Here is a 15,941-nt window from a genome sequence, read left to right as displayed (position 1 = left end):
TGCATCCGCACAACAATCAATAAACAGAATCCAAATCAATTTTATTGAATTATCAACTTTCGTAAATTTCTGTCATATCTGTACAACCTACAAGCTAATCGACACTATTCAACCGCTTATAGAAAGTCTTTGTGGTGCCACGGCGCGCGCATCCAGGGTACAATTGCCCGCAGATTGATAACCGCTAGCAACACCAAGGAGAGTGCATGTCTATCACGGCGGGTTCCGTATACCGTGACACGGGAAATTTTCTTCGTAATCAGTTTGTTACTATCTTACTGATTGCATTACTTTGCGCCTTAATTTCGGTGGTCATTGGTCACGCGTTAACGCCCAGCGACGAACAAATGGCGATTTTGAGCCAGGGCGATAATCTGACGGGAAGCGTTGGGCTGTTCGAGCTGGTACAAAATATGACCCCGGAACAGCAGCAGGTGCTGCTCAAGGCCTCGGCCGCGGGCACTTTCTCTGGCCTGATTAGCAACGCTATTCTGGCGGCCAGCGTGCTGGTTCTGGTGCAAGTCGTCTCCGCCGGTCAGCGGGTTAGCGCCCTGCGCGCCATCGGTGCTTCTGCGCCAGTGCTGCCAAAAATGTTTATTCTGCTGTTTCTGGCAACGCTGCTGTTCCAGATTGGCCTGATGCTGGTTGTCGTCCCGGGCGTTTTGCTGGCTATCCTGCTTTCGTTTTCGCCGGTGATGCTGGCGCAGGATAAAATCGGTATTTTCCGCTCGATGCGCGCAAGTATGGGATTAGTCTGGTCCAATATGCGCCTGGTTGCCCCGGCGGTTATCGGCTGGCTGCTGGTAAAAGGGGCATTGTTGCTGCTGACCTCCACCTTCGCGGCGCTGCCGCCGGAAGTCGGCGTGACCATCCTGAATACGGTCAGTAACCTGGCATCTGCCGCGCTGCTTATCTATTTATTCCGCCTTTACATGTTGATACGTCAATAACCTTCCCCGGCTCCTGAGCGCGCGTTATAGTCAGGAGCCACCTCTTTACGGAACAGATTATGAAGCAGTTTCTCGACTTCCTGCCGCTGATTGTTTTTTTCGCCTTCTATAAGATGTACGACATTTTTGTGGGCACCTGGGCGCTGATTATCGCCACTGCATTAGCGCTGGTGTACAGCTGGTTTAAATACCGCAAGCTGGAAAAAACCACCCTGGTGACCTTCGTGATGGTGGTCGTTTTTGGCGGCCTGACGCTCTATTTCCACAACGCCGAGTTTATTAAGTGGAAAGTGACGCTAATCTACGGGCTGTTTGCCGCCGCGCTGCTGTTTATGCAGTTTGGCATGAACAAGCTGCTTATCCAGAGCATGCTGGGCAAAGAGATCTCACTCCCGACGGTGGTCTGGTTTCGCCTTAACATCGCCTGGGCGCTGTTCTTTATCGTCTGCGGTTTGCTGAATATTTACGTTGCGTTCTGGCTCCCGGAAAGCATCTGGATTAACTTTAAAGTCTTCGGACTCACCGCCCTCACGCTGGTATTTACCTTGCTGAGCGGGGTGTATATCTATCGCCATATGCCGCAGGATGAGAAGTAATGCCGAACGAATTACCGCAAGGTGAACTAGTACTGCGCACCCTGGCGATGCCAGCGGATACCAACGCCAACGGCGATATCTTCGGCGGCTGGATAATGTCGCAGATGGATATGGGTGGCGCAATTCAGGCCAAAGAAATTGCCCATGGGCGCGTGGTTACCGTGCGAGTGGACGGGATGACCTTCCTGAAGCCGGTAGCGGTTGGCGACGTAGTCTGCTGCTACGCGCGCTGCGTTAAGCGCGGTACTACGTCCATTACCATCAATGTGGAAGTGTGGGTGAAAAAGGTTTCTTCCGAACCTATTGGCCAGCGCTATAAAGCCACCGAGGCCATTTTTATCTACGTGGCCGTGGATAAAGCGGGCAAACCTCGCGCTATACCTCAGGTGGATTAAAGCTCAAGAAAACCCGGCATTGCCGGGTTTTTTATAAAAACCTCATAGCCATAGCAACCAGCAAGCCAATTCATCAAAGATTGGGATTGCAGAAAACTAACCGGGATTTGAAGGCGAGCTCGGTTTTTCTTTCGACATAAGACATTGTCCGACGCCAATAACAACTCCACACCCGATTGATATTTCAGCCCCTCCGATCAGGGTGCTACGATCAAAATCAAAATCACCCACTAAAAAATAGGAAGCCAAAGCTATAAGCAATCGCCCACCTGTGAGAGTAATGAAAAGACCAGCGGTCCATAAAGTGACCAGTAATAATAAAAGTTTAATTTTCTTATTTTGCATCACTCGTCTTCTCCAGTTTCTTCTGAACCTTTTCAGCTAGATTCTGTACGGCACTTCCAATGTATTCAGAGCCAGCAGATTCAGCTACCGCTCCCGTTAGTTTAGGAATAGTAAACGGTATTGCCGTTTGCAGCCGCTCCACACCTTTTCCTATACCAGCACCGCTAAGGGTACCAAAGCCTGCACCAATCATTGGAGCTGTAACATCTTTTCCCTGCAACTTAGCCCCTGCATAGGCGCCAGTGATACTTGCCGCTTCAGTGAACCAGAATCCTCTGCCCTGAGTTAATCCACTGATGCCGGTAGCGATAAGTGCATCAGTGGCACTGAATGGCTCCCCGCTATTCAGCTGATTAAACACATTAGCCGAACCGCCGATTGCACCCGCAGCGATAACACTCCCTGCCGTTGCTGTAGCGGGTAATAAAACCGGAGCCACTACCGTGCTCGCTCCTGCACCCCACGCTTTTAACAAGCCGGTAGCTGGGCTTTGACCTTCAGGCAAATCTCCCCTTGCCAGCTTATCCAGCCCTGCCTGCTTTTGCTCAGGCGTCAGGTTATTATTCTCCGCATACTGACCCCAGGAGGCTACCGAAGCTCCGTAGCTGTCCATACCGGTACCAAAACTCAGTCCATTATTCTCAACCGCATTTTTCCCGGCCTGAGCGCCGGTCGTTGCCGATGCAGTGCTGTTACCCACAACGCCTCCGGCAAGGCCCGCGGCCATGGTGCCCAGCAGGCTAACGACCTGTTTTTGATCCTGGCTCAGATCGCCAGGATCTTTGCCCGGGAACATTTCCGCGGCGATATGTCTTGCCGCAAGCTCTCCGCTGAACGCGCCTGCCGCACCCGCTGCCGCATTGCCTCCGGAAAGCTGGGCTGCCAGCGCTCCCCAGACCGCATGCGCCATCAGGTTAGCGGATTCATTCACCTTGCCGTCTTCGGTGGTTGCGCCCTTAATGGTCTGTGCCATGAGCGGATTCAGCCCACCCGCCAGCGCTTTTTTAAGGTCGCCCCCTGCCGCACCTGCCAGGATCCCGCTGACCGACTGCGCCACCATCTGGTATTTACCCCCGATGCCATACTCGCTAAACGCTTTTTGGTAGTCATCGGTTTTGCGTAACTGCTCTGCGGTCATGCTCGCATTTTGCCCGCCCTTCGCACGCGCGGCTTCCAGCGCCTGGGTGTCGCCGTAGGTCGACACCATGTTGGTCATCTGCCCGCCAATCTCACCCACCAGCTGCGCCGTTTGCAGGCGTTTCTGTTCTTTTTCCTTATCAAAGATCTGGCCAATACTGTCATTGGCGTGCTCGGTGTCACGGCTCAGAGCCGCAACGTCCTGCCGCTGGTTCGCCTTATCGCGGATGGTTATCGTGCCGTCCGCAACAGCGGATTGCGTGGTTCCCTCGGCATGTCCTTTACCGTTCATCCCCGCCAGCAATGACCCGGCATTTGCTATCCCATTTGCCGCCAGCATGGAGCCAGCCGACATGTTGCTGCCGCCAGACAAACTTATCCCGCTGTGGCTGACTTTATAGTCGGCTTTGTTGCCGACATCAGAGAAGCCCAGCGTCCCGGTATCGAGACTGTTTTTATCTGCCGAGGCGGTAGAGGCGATAACCGCTCCATCAAGCTGGGTATGGCGCCCTACGGTGATATCAAAGCCGCCGTTACCGGCAAACAGGCCCGTTTGCTCCTGCACCGAATCATAGGTGCTCTTCATCTTGTCCTGGCTGGCGCTGATATAGCCCGAGCCGGTCATACTCCCGAAGGTGAAGCTGCCGCCCGCGGCCACGCTGGTCTGCTTGCTGTCGTAGCGGTTGGAATCCTGCTGGCTGCTCATCAGCAGGTCACGGCCGATGTCCGCGACGATTTTATCGCCGTTAACCTGCGCTCCGTTCAGAACCGCATCGCGACCGCTGGTCAGAGACACCGTGCCGCCACTGTCGAGCGTAGTTTCGGTCCACGCCGTGCCGTTGCCTTTCTCTTTGCCCTTCGCCGCATTTACGTTGGCAAATACGCTGATGCCGCCGCTTCCGCCGCCAACGCCGATGCTGACGCCTACGCCACCGCCGCTGCTGCTGTTTTTCCCCGTCGTTAGCTGCGTATTGGCCGCGCCGCTCAACACGATGTCCTGGGCTGCCGCCAGCGTGGTGTCGCCTCCGGCTTTAAGCTGGCTGCCGCCAATTACGATATTGCCGCTGCCTTCACTTTTCCCGGTCGCCGCAATACTCAGGTTATTGCCCGCCGTCAGGCTTGAGCCGTTAACCGCATCCGATTCCATATGTTGTTCGGATTTGGATTTCTGTGTCGTGAGCGAGATGCTGACGCCTATGCCGTTATTGGGATCTGCTGAGGCCGTAGCCTGCTGAGAATTCAGATACGCCTGCCCGCCGGCCAGCGCGGTTTTAGTCGCCTGTAGGGCAGCTAAACGTCCGTCGCTCTCATTTTTAGTCGCCTGAGCCGTAGTCACCGCATTGTTGATGGCGTCTCCCACCGCCCCCGAAAGCGCCACGGTCAGCCCGCTGCTTTTCTGCTCAAACTTCTCATCGCGGGTGCGTTTATCGTGGCCCGGCTCAATCAGCACGCTCTCGCCGGAAACCGACAGGTCTTTACCCGCCACCAGGTCAGCACCGCCAATATGCGCCACGCCACCTGCGTTCACGCTGACGTTTCCGCCGGTTGAGCCAACGGTGCTGATGCTCTGACTCTGGGTGGTGCCCTGCTCACGAAGATCGTGCGTGCTTTTGCTGCTGCCGATCGTGAAGCCGATGCCTCCGGTGCCCATCAGCCCGCTCTTTTTAGTTTCCTTAAAGTGCCACGAGGAATCGGTGTCGGTGGCGGCCACAATATCGACGTTATTGCCCGCATGCAGCGCCACGCTACCATCGCCAACCACCGAGGAACCTTTCACCAGCAGGTCATTGCCCGCTTTGAGCGTGACGTTATCGCCACTCAGCAGCGTCCCGGCTTCACGCGTCGAGCTGCTTTCGTTAATGGTGTGAGTGGTTTTCTTACTGAGGAACCCTTTTTTGGTTTTGGTTTCTTCGACGTAGTGGTAATCGCTTTCGGTGGCGGTCAGCAGGTTGATATCGCGACCTGCCCCCACGCCAATATCCCCGTGGGCGGTAACCTGCGCCGCTTCGGTATTCACATCGCGCCCGGCAAGTATCATCGTACTGCCGCCGCTGGCAATTTCGCTGCCCTGCTGGCGTACGGACTCATTAATTTCGACCTTTTTCTTCGCGCTGTATTTATCGCTACGGCTGGTCTCGGCCGCGAGCAGGCTTATATCCCTTCCTGCCTGTAAACGTACGCTCTCTTCGGCGTTTAGGCGACTGCCCGCAACGGTAAGATCTTGCCCGGCCAAAAGACTTAAGTTACCGCCGCTGGTAATCAGGCTTTCCTGGTTACCGATACTGTCGTTGATATTGCGACCACGGTGCTTGTTATCGACCAACTGATTGCCGGTAATAGCGATATTGTCCCAGGCTTTCAGCAACATATCCCCGCCGGAGCTAAGATTCGCCCCGGTATTAACGATATCTTTCCCGGCACTCATGCTCAGGCTATCGCCGGCGCTGATTGAGGCGAGCGAACCAAGTTCAGTTTTGGTTAATGAGAGGGACGGCCCTTTCCATCCGCTTGTGGGGCTTGAAGCATTCCACTGGTTGGTCAGCGTTTGGTTAATAATGCTGCCGCCCACGCTCTCAAGGCTGACTTTCTGCCCGGCAATAGTGGAGCCAATGTTGTTGATATCACCCAGAGCGCTTAATTGCAGGCTTCCGGCAGAATTGATTGCCCCACCATTAATGTTATTAATCGCGTTCTGGCTGCTGGCTGCGAGCAGATTTTTACCCTGTAAGGTACTGCCGCTGTTGGTGATGCTGCCGCCGTTCAGGATGACCTGGTTTCCGGCTATAACGCTCCCGTTGTTAACGGCGATATCCTTCGGTGAGAGATAGAGCTTCGGTACCAGCACTTTCTGGCCGTCGATAACTACCGTTTCCCACCACAGGATGCTGGTATCAAGGGCGGCGACCTGGTCTGCAGAAAGGCTGACGCCTAATTGCAGCCCCAACTTGTCACGCGCTTGTGCCGCATGGTCAATAAGGTACTGCATCTGTTCCAGGTCGGAACCGATGCCGTTAACGTAGCGGTTTCCTGTCTGGTTGAGGATCTGGTTGCTGACGTAGCGGGTGTCGAAAGCGGCATCGCCGAGGAAGCGATAATCGTATTCCGGGCGCAGGTTGAGGCGCGCCAGGAAGTAATCCGAGCCGAGGAAATTATTGCTTTCAGTGTAAGTTGAACGGTTTTCCTGCGGAGCAGTTGGGGCAGAAGTTCCGGCCAGCTTATACAGATCGTTAAACAGGCTGTTATCCAGCTGCCCCAGGCCATCCAGCTTCGGGTTAGTGACAATCAGATACGGGCTTTTCGGATCTTTATTCGCCACGAAATAGCCGTTATTGCTGGCGGGCAGCGGGTAGTCGCTAAGCCTGACAGGCGATCCGCTGGCGGTTAGCGTCGAGGCGATAGCCGAGATATCCGTCAACGAAACCGGGCGATAATCATAACCCGCTGGCGGGGGCGTTTTTCCCCCGCTGGACGAAGCAATAACCTGCTCAGTTGCCGAAGTAATGCCGCCGGTTTTATCGCGGGCAACAGAACCGGATGTTTCACTCTGAGGCCCGACGGCTTCTGGCGCCACAGCCCCGCTGCCGATGCTGGTGTGTTTACCGCCAGCATTGCCGAGGTCGGTAAACGTAGCATCCTTACCCCCCAGCTCAATCGGTTTGCCGTCAGGTCCATTTCGATTGATTAAGGCCGTCGTTTGCTCTTTGATCCCAGCCTGTTTATCGTCGGACTGTCCAAAATCACCTACCCCCTGCGGGCGAGTATCAACTGCATTCAGGCCATTATTTTTAGTACTGTTATCGGCGAGGTCTTCAACATGTCCAACTCCGTTCCCGGCACCGGCTAAATTGATAGTCGCCTGTGGAGCACTGAGCAATGTATTACCGCTATTATTAAGCCCGGCGGCCTGAGAGCCAGCCCCAACGCCCGGCCCGGTAGCTAAGTTTAGCCCCGGCGCGCTGCGCCCCGGAGCATAGCCACCGGCATAAGCAGCGGATGAAGTATTACTGATATTGTTGCTAAAGTTGGCAACAACCGCGCCACCGGCCTGGATTACCGACCGGAAAACCTGATCTGTATCACGTCGAAGAGTTTCTGGTGCGCCATCCAGATAATATGTCACCGTGCGATTTTTAGAGGCTCGTTTATTATAAATATCTTTCATAGTCTTCGGCGTAGCGACTATTGTGGCCAAACGACCAGTGTATTTATAAACACGATATTCATCTTCTGCGTAACCAAAATAAGATTGGTTATTTAAGACGGAGCCAGAGAGATCTATTGCGTTTCCAGCCAGTAAATTGCTGGCCTGGTTATCCAGAGAGTTAGCGTAGATATGCAAATCTTTTTTCGCAGCAATGCGGGATACTCCGCCACTGGCGACAACATCCACAACTGTTGAACCACTAAGAACTCTTTTTCTCGACCCTTGCTGCGTTGGCGCAACGGTTGATGTAATACTTCCCCCCTGAGTTGAACCATGAAAATCCTGGTAGAATCCCCAATTGCCATCGCCAAGATCGACAACTTTTACATTTAGCGACATCGCGTTATTCGATGAATCACTCCCAGGCTGATAGCTCCGGGATTCAGTGAGGCCATCCCGCTCATTCAGTAAATGCCCGGTGCGGATTGAAATATCGCCATTCTGGGTTTCAATGCTGCCAGAAGTATTCACCACTTCAGCATTAGCATTGCCCGCCGCATCGCGCTGCATCCACAGGTTATTGCCTGCCAGAATATCGCCCCGGTAGTTGCGGATGCTGTTCGCCAGCAGGCTCATATTATTGCCCGCATACAGCAGGGCGCTGTTCAGCAACGTGCCGCCCGCGCTGGCAATCAGGTCGCCTGCCGTGCCGACAAACCCGGTGTTGTTGATGCCGTTCCGGCTGGTCAGGCGCAGCGTGCCGCCCGCCTGTACGCTTCCCGGCCCGTTAAGATTTAGCTGCCCGGCATTCAGATGGCTTTCGCCGTAGCCCGCTCTCAGTTGCCCGTTGTTGTTAAGTGTCCCGGCGGCGGAGAGTTGCAGCCCCTGGCCCTGCATCAGCCCGTTGACGTTGATATCACCCTGGCTGGTGAGCGACAGCGTGTTACCCGCCGCCAGGGCGGCAAGCTGGTTAAAACTGGCCTGGCTTGTCAGGGCGAGATTGCCCAGCGCCGTCACCTGCCCCTGCAGGCCGGTAGTCCCGGCGTTAATCGTCAGGTTGCCCTGGCTCAGCAGTTTTGCGGCCGCGCCGTTATTCACCTGCGAGGCAGTAATGCCCAGATTCTGCGCGGTGTAGAGCGTGCCGTTATTATCCAGTTGGCCGGGGTTGATCGTCAGGTTCGCGCCCTGCAACATGCCGTTATTCAGGATGTAGCTCCCGCCCAGTGTGCCCTGCTGCTGCGCCAGCACCGTGCCGCTGTTGGCAAGCGACCCGCCGGACAGCCACAAGTTAAGGCCCTGTACCCAGCCGCCGTTGGTAAAGCCCGGCGCGTTAAGCGTCAGCGTTCCGCCGCTGAGCAGTTGCCCCTGATTACTGCCGCGCTCGCGCAGGTCGAGCTGCGTGTTGCCGTTGCCCTGAAGCGTGCCGTCATTGTTCAATTGCTGCGCACCGAGTTGGAACGTACCCTGGCTCAGCATCACCCCGCCGCGCCCGTTATCCGCATTGCCCCGCAGGCTGGCATTCAGGGCGGTGTTCGCCTCCATGCGCCCCTGGTTGTTCAGGCCCGCGGCGTTCAGCGTCAGGGCATTGCCCTGAATATGCCCGAGATTGGTCAGCACGCTGGCCCCGATATTAAGCAGGCCGTTGGTCAGCAGTTTTGCGCCACTTTGCAGGTCGAGGTTACCCCCGAGCGTGACACCCAGGCCGTCAACCCCGCTGATGCTGCCGCTGCTGGTCAGAGTTGTGCCCCTGAGCGACAGGTTTTTAGCCGTCAATTGTCCGCCGTTGGTGAGCGTAGGTGCGGTTAGGATAGCCGTCCCGTTAGCCACCATCGTTCCGGTATTGCTCAGCCCGGATGTGAGCGCCAGGTCCATATTGCCGGTGCTCTGTAGCGTGCCATTATTCTGTAGTTGCTGGGCGTTCAGCTTCAGGTACTGCGCCTGCCACAGCCCGCCGTTGACGATATCCCGCCCGCCCACGACGAACGCTCCCTGGGTCTGCATCGCCCCGCCTGCGCGGTTGGTCAGCCCCTGCTGAGGTTGCAACGTCAGGGACTTGAGGCCAATCACGGAGCCTGCGTTATCGATGTTTAGGTTGCTGGCGGTAAGCCTGTCTCCCTGAATGTTGCCCCCGTTAAGCAGACTGCCGCCTTCAAGAATGACATCGCCTTCCCCCAGCAGAGAGCCGGTATTGTTCAGCGCCCCGGCGTTGATGCGGGCGTTGCCCTGGCTAAGCACCCGCCCGTCGTTGATCAGCTGGTTGTCCACCTGCGCCGTCAGCCCGTTAAGGCCGAGGGCGCTGCCGCCGTTGTTCCAGTTGCCAGCGTCCAGCGTCAGCTGCTGGCCCTGCATCAGCCCCGCGTTACCGAGCTGCCCGGCTTTCAACCACAGCAGTCCTCCGCTCAGCAGTTTGCCGGGAGCAGTATTGCTCAGCGTCGTGGCGGTTATCGACAGCTCGTTATCGCCCTGCAACACACCGCCATTATTGAGAATACTCACCGCCAGCATGGCGTTATTCGCCGCCAGCCGCCCGCCGTTATCCAGCTGAGTTGCCGTCAGCGTCAGCCCCTGCTGAGAAAGTATTACCCCCTGGTTTGTCAACTGCGGCAGGGAGAGGGAGAGCGCTCCACCGGTCAGGATTTTTCCGCTGACCTGGTTAGTGAGCATAAGATTTGAAGGTAAAAGAGAGTCCAGAGTCAGAGCGTTATTGCCCTGCAGCAGGCCGCCGTTAGTCAGGACATTGGTGGTTACCGCCACGGTATCACCCGCCAGCGTCCCCTGGTTGGTGAGGCTGGCAGCGCGCAGGGTGAGATCTTTCTGCGCCAGCAGCCGCGCGTTATTGCGGTTGAGAATGCTATCCGCAAAATTCAGCGCAAGGCTGGCGGCCTGTAATGTTCCGTGGTTATCCAGCGTGCTGCCCGAGAGCGTCAGCGCGTCTTTTATCGATATCAGGCCAAGGTTGACCATCTGCGGAATGCTCAGGCTCAGCGACCTACCGCTGATAAGCTGGCCGCCTTCCAGGTTATGAAGTGCTGAAGTATTCAATCCCAGAACGTTTTCACCCTGGAGCACACCCTGGTTATCAATTTGATTAGCGGTAAGGTCGAGATTATCCGCCGCCAGTACGCCGCTATTATTCAGGGTGCCGCTCTGGCCGGTAAGCTGCCGGGTTGCCAGCAGCCTGCCGCTGGTCTGGTTATTGAGCAGCCGGGCGATGCTCAGAATGACATTGTTCCCTGACAGCGTGCCCGCGTTGTTGAGGTTGTCGAGTTTCAGCATCAGGTTCTGCTGAGCCTGAATGACACCGTCGTTGGTCAGCTGCGGTAGCTGCAAATTAAGCGAACTGCCGGAAAGAATCTTCCCGCTGGCCCGGTTTTCCAGTTCGCCGGTATTCAGCGTTAGCGCACTGCTACCAAGCACCGTGCCGCCATTGCTCCAGCTTCCCGCCGTAAGATTAATCGTTTTGCCCTGAAGCTTGCCTGAGTTGTCGCCTTTACCCACCGTAACCCGGAGTTCGCCATCGCTTAATAGCTGACCGCCGCTAAGGTTGTTCAGCACGTTAACGGCTGCCGGTTGCGCAATAGCGAAGCTTCTCGCGCCGCTGAAACCCTCTACCGTCAGGCTATTGTTTCCCTGAACAAGTCCACCATTGGTCATGATATTGACCGCCAGACGGGCATTCTCCGACGCAAGCGTACCGCTATTGGTGAATGAACCACTTGCGATATTCAATTCATTTGTGGCAAGAAGCTTGCCGCTACTTTGGTTATCCAGTGTGCCGGTCTGAACATTAATTGCATCAGCCGCCAGGGATCCGCTATTGGCGAGGTTTTTTGCCCTAACCTGCATACCGCCCTGGCTGAGCAATTGCCCACTATTAGTCAACTGGTCGGCCAGGGTCGCCGTCAGGCTGGATTTGCCTAACAAAGAACCCCTGTTGCTTATACTGCCGCCGTTCAGGGTTAACGACTGTCCCTGGATCAGCCCATCGTTTTGCCCCTGTGAAGCGGTAATTGTGACGTTGTCACCCGAAAGTTTACCGCTATTATTCAGTTCTGACGCCTGCAACGTCAGCCCATTGTCCGCCAGTAAAATCCCGCTCGTCTGGTTATTCGCCCTACCGGCCAGATTAAGCTGTAACCCAGCGCCTTCAATATTGCCGCCGTTGTCGAGCGTTGTGCCGTCGAGATGCAGCACTTTGTCCGATGAGATAAGCCCGCTATTCGTAAGGAGCGGAACGGTCAGCGTCACATCATCGCCGCCTGTCAGCGAGCCGTTTTTCTGGTTAAGCAGTGAACCGGCGGAAAACACCAGCCTGCCGTCGGCCTGGATAAGCCCCGCGTTGTTTACCTGCCCGGCTCCGCCATCCAGGGTGATACTTTTAGCCGCCAGGATCCCGGTATTATCCAACTGGCTTGCTTTCAGGCTAAGAGCGCTCAGCCCGATAAGCCTCCCGTCGTTGTTAAACGCACCGCCGAACAGAATAGTCAGCGCCTCCTTCCCGAGCATCTGACCGCTGTTTGTGCCGCCGGACTGTCCGCCGTCAAGCGTCAGCGTCTGCCCCTGCATTCGCCCGGCGTTATCCAGACGCGCCGCATTGATGGCGAGATTTCCCTCGCTCAATAGCTGGCCATTGGCCTTGTTATTGAGGCTGCTTCCCCGATAGCTCAGGGACTGATTCCCCTGGATCAGGCCGCCGTTGATTAATCCGTTAACGGCCAGACGAGCATTGCTGGCGATAAGTTTCCCGGCGTTCTCCGCGTTTACGCTATCCAGTTCAAGGGTATTGTCCGCAAGCAATACTCCCCCGGTCTGGTTATCCAGCTTCTGTGCAAGCTTCAGCGTCAGGTCACCCGCTTCAATATTGCCGCTATTTTTCAGCGACAGGGCGTCTATTTCCCATCCCTGCCTGGCCGAAATCAACCCGGCGTTAACCAACTGTTCAACATGCAGACTGCCGCCTTCGCCGCTTATTTCCGCCCCGGTGGCGTTATTCAGCGTCTGGCCGCTAAGCGTAAGAGATTGCTTAGCGTGCAAGATGCCGCTGTTAGTAAGGTTGTCCGCATGTAAGATGCCGGTGCGGCCAACCAGCTGCCCGTCGTTGTCAAACATAGCGGCAGACAGCCGCAGTGAGTCGTCCGCCAGCAGCACGCCTTTTGACTGGTTTATCAGGCGGTCACGCAGCGTGAGTTGGAGATCACGAGCCTCTATTTTCCCGCTGTTTTCAAGAGTTGCGGCATCAATAGCCAGCCCCTGCTCCACGGAGATTAATCCGGCGTTGATAAGCTCCGGGATGTTCAGCGCCAGGCCGCTGCCGCTGATGATTTCTCCGCCCCGCAGGTTGTTAAGCGCGGTGGCGATAAGTCTAAAGGACTGGTCGCCCTGCATCAGTCCGGCGTTAGCAAGTCGCCGGGCATCCACGCTAAGATCCGTCGCCGCCAGCTGCCCCTGGTTGTCCAGCCAGCCACTGGACAGAACAAACCCGCCTTTGCTGAGTAACTGCCCGCTGTTGCTTACCCCATCCTCCGCATTCAGGCTCAATGAGGACAAACCCAGTATCTGGCCGCTATTATCCGCCCGGCGGTGACTCAGCAGCACCTCATTGCCCTGTATTTTGCCAGCGTTATCCAGCGCCGGAGCGTTCAGCTTCAGGCGGCCTTCAGCCAGCAGGACGCCCCCCGCCTGATTGGTGAGTTTGTCACCCAGCGCCAGCCGCAAGGCATGCGCCTCGATATGCCCGCGGTTATCCAGGCTCAGGCCATCAATCGCCGCGCCCTGTTTTGCCGTGATAAACCCGGCATTTACCAACTGGCGGACGCTGACGCTCAGTTCACCCTCGCTTTGCAGCAGCCCGCTGTTGTTCAGGCCATCGGCAGTAATATCCAGGTTGCCTGCGCTGATACCGCCCTGGTTTGCCAGCTGCCCAGCCGTTAGTCTGCCGCTTTGCTGGCCGCTGAGCCGCCCCGCCTCTGCATTGCCAAACGTGCCGCTGACGTCAACCGCCAGCGTCTTAGCCTGTACGCTGCCCGCATTATCAAAGTCAGGGGCCGCCAGCGTGAGCGCGTCTTCCGCCAGCAATACGCCGCCTTTCTGGTTACTGAGCCGCTCGCCCGCCCTTAGCGTCATCGCCTTTGCTTCGATATTCCCGCCGTTGGCGAGCGTCAGGCCGTCTATTGCCAGCCCCTGTTTCACCGAAATCAGCCCGGCGTTAACCAGTTGCGGAATGCTCAGCGTCAGCCCGCTGCCGCTGATGATTTTGCCCCCGAGCCGGTTAGTTAACTCAGCCCCGCTCAGCGCCAGGCTTTGACCGCCCTGCACCAGCCCGCCGTTATCAAGCGTCTGGGTTGTAAGGTTAAGCGAGGCCGCCGCAAGCCGACCGGCGTTAGTCAGAGCCGGAGCGAAAACATCGAGAGTTTTCTCGGCCAGTACGCTACCGGTTGCGAGGTTAGAGAAGCCCTTATTCAGCGTCAGAGAGAGGGTGCTGCCCGCCATCTGGCCGCCGTTGGTGAGAGTGTTGCCGGTTAACGTCAGGTCGTTACGGGCGGTGAGTTTACCCCCCGCCTGGTTATCCGCCGCGCTCGCAATGGCGAGGGTTAAGGCATCGCTGTCCAGCGAGCCACGGTTGGTAAATTGCCCCGCATTAACCTGTAACGCTTTCTGCGCCAGCAGCGCGCTGCCAGCTTGCTGAACAATAGTGTCAGCATTAAGCGTCATGGCGTTATCCGCCTGGATATTACCGCTGATGTCGATGTGATTTGCCCGCAGCGAGACGTTGCTCCCGCTGCTGCTGCCCCGGTGGGTCAGGCTTCCGGCGTTTATCGTCAGGTCGCCTTTCGCTACCTGAACGCCTTCAAACGTAGCCGCGCTCCGCGCTTCGAGCAGCATTTTGCCCCGAGATTGAAGTTGTGCTCCGGCGAAAGAAGTCAGGTTGGTAGCGCTCAGGCTCAAGTCTCCGCCGCTGCTCAGCGTCCCGCCTACCCGTGCATCGCCCGTCGAGATAGCCAGCCCGTCACCCGCCAGGACCTGCCCGGTATTATCAAGCGAGATCGACTCCAGCCGCATACCCTGCCTGCTTTGCAGCGTGCCGCTGTTAGTCAGATTTCCTGTCTTCGCGCTCAGTTCGCCCCCGGCGACGATTTTCCCGCTGTTGGCCAACTGAGACGCGGAGAGGCTCACAGTGCTGCCCGCCGTCATCTTCCCGGCGTGGTTTGCAGCGCCCGCTGTGGCAGAGCGGATAGCTCCGCCCGCGTTGATTTCACTGGCCGCATCCTGGTTTAGCGTTCCGACATTCAGGGCAACGTCATTCCCCGCCGTCAGAGCGGCAGTGGAAGCAGTAAGTTTGCCGCTGGCGTTAAGCGTGATATTGCCGTCGCTAACCAGTTTGCCGTTGGCCAGCGCGAGGTCGCCCCGGCTGTTAACCTGCGCCGGGCCACCCGCTTTGTGATCCCCGGTCAGGGTTACGCTTTCGCCCTGCGCCGCCAGGCTGCCGCTCGCCAGGCTGTTATTCACCGCCAGCCTGCCGTTCGCCTCGAGGATAATGTCCCCCTGACGGGCGTTCAGGTTGCCGAGGTTCACGCCCACGCCTTTCTCGCTCGAGACCAAATGAATGCGGTTGGCGTACATCCCGCCCAGCGCCCCGGTATCCACCGCAACGGTTGGTGCTGCGCCTTCACCTGCGACTGGCGTCACCGCCCCACCAGCGGAAACCCGGTTTGCGCCAGTGGTAACTTTCAAATCCTTAGCGTGGATACCGGCATTCACTTCCGTGGCGCGGGCAATAATCGACAGGGCGTCGCTTTTGCTGGCGTCCAGCCCCTGGCCTTCAACCGTGATGGTGCCCTTGCTGACATCCAGCGCCAGCAGGTTGCCCGCCGCGTCAAACTGCGGTTTGCCGGTGGTCAGGGTCGCGTTCGGCGTGTTGATAAAGCCGCAGCCGTTACAGGTGATGCCGTACGGGTTGGCGACCATCACGTTGGCGGCTTTACCCGCCACTTCGGTGTAGCCCTGCAGCTGCGAGCGGCTGCCGCCAATCACCTCATTGATGATGCCGCTGGCTTCCTGGCCCGCCTTCAGGTTCGGGTTGTTCTGAATAAGCCCGCCGAGCTGGGTCTGGGTAAGCTGCCCGGTGGCGTTGTTGAGGATCAGCCCCTCTTTGCCGACGTTGTAGTCCTGGAACTGGTTATGGGAAATGCCCGCCGGGTTCGGCGTGGCAATGTTAAGCACCGGCACGCCGTTTCCGGCCTGGTCCATCTGCGCACCCGGCGTCATCGGGTTTATCGTCGCCGCCACCGTAGGAAACACCGGCTGCCCCGCCACCAGGAACATCACAAGGTAACTGACCAGACGTTTTGTTACTCCAACGGGGTGCTTATCCATT

5 protein-coding genes are annotated in these 15,941 nt (G+C 57.0%); 3 read left to right on the top strand and 2 right to left on the bottom strand.

Annotated features, from left to right (window positions below; translation table 11 throughout):
* Nucleotides 1–206 precede the first annotated feature (206 nt).
* The 3 genes from FOC35_RS18985 to yciA are packed head-to-tail and all read left to right on the top strand — an operon-like array spanning nucleotide 207 to nucleotide 1,941.
* Complete coding sequence (locus FOC35_RS18985) at nucleotides 207–950, top strand: YciC family protein (protein ID WP_172569820.1); 744 nt, start codon at nucleotides 207–209, stop codon at nucleotides 948–950.
* 59 nt (nucleotides 951–1,009) lie between these two features.
* Nucleotides 1,010–1,546: a septation protein A gene (locus FOC35_RS18980; RefSeq protein WP_016536709.1), complete on the top strand. Its 537-nt coding sequence runs from the start codon at nucleotides 1,010–1,012 to the stop codon at nucleotides 1,544–1,546.
* Nucleotides 1,546–1,941 (top strand): acyl-CoA thioester hydrolase YciA, encoded by a 396-nt coding sequence (yciA, locus tag FOC35_RS18975; RefSeq protein ID WP_016536710.1) that lies wholly within the window; start codon nucleotides 1,546–1,548, stop codon nucleotides 1,939–1,941. The genes FOC35_RS18980 and yciA overlap by 1 nt, the downstream gene beginning before the upstream one ends.
* A gap of 96 nt (nucleotides 1,942–2,037) precedes the next feature.
* On the opposite strand, the gene FOC35_RS18970 is transcribed toward yciA, so the two are convergent.
* A complete protein-coding gene (locus tag FOC35_RS18970; protein WP_172569819.1) occupies nucleotides 2,038–2,286 on the bottom strand; it encodes a hypothetical protein in 249 nt (82 codons plus the stop codon).
* A complete protein-coding gene (locus tag FOC35_RS18965; RefSeq protein WP_172569818.1) occupies nucleotides 2,276–15,940 on the bottom strand; it encodes a hemagglutinin repeat-containing protein in 13,665 nt (4,554 codons plus the stop codon). Before FOC35_RS18965 ends, FOC35_RS18970 begins: the two co-directional genes overlap by 11 nt.
* Between the last annotated feature and the right edge of the window lies 1 nt (nucleotide 15,941).

The sequence above is a fragment of the Cedecea sp. FDAARGOS_727 genome, from assembly GCF_012273235.1.
Taxonomy (GTDB): Bacteria; Pseudomonadota; Gammaproteobacteria; order Enterobacterales; family Enterobacteriaceae; genus Cedecea; species Cedecea davisae.
This window is presented reverse-complemented; position numbering and strand designations above follow the sequence as displayed.

Bases quoted from the DNA above. Each gene is read 5' to 3' on its own strand.
- FOC35_RS18985 (WP_172569820.1), top strand. From the start codon at position 207: ATGTCTATCACGGCGGGTTCCGTATACCGTGACACGGGAAATTTTCTT.
- FOC35_RS18980 (WP_016536709.1), top strand. From the start codon at position 1,010: ATGAAGCAGTTTCTCGACTTCCTGCCGCTGATTGTTTTTTTCGCCTTC.
- yciA (WP_016536710.1), top strand. From the start codon at position 1,546: ATGCCGAACGAATTACCGCAAGGTGAACTAGTACTGCGCACCCTGGCG.
- FOC35_RS18970 (WP_172569819.1), bottom strand. From the start codon at position 2,286: ATGCAAAATAAGAAAATTAAACTTTTATTATTACTGGTCACTTTATGG.
- FOC35_RS18965 (WP_172569818.1), bottom strand. From the start codon at position 15,940: ATGGATAAGCACCCCGTTGGAGTAACAAAACGTCTGGTCAGTTACCTT.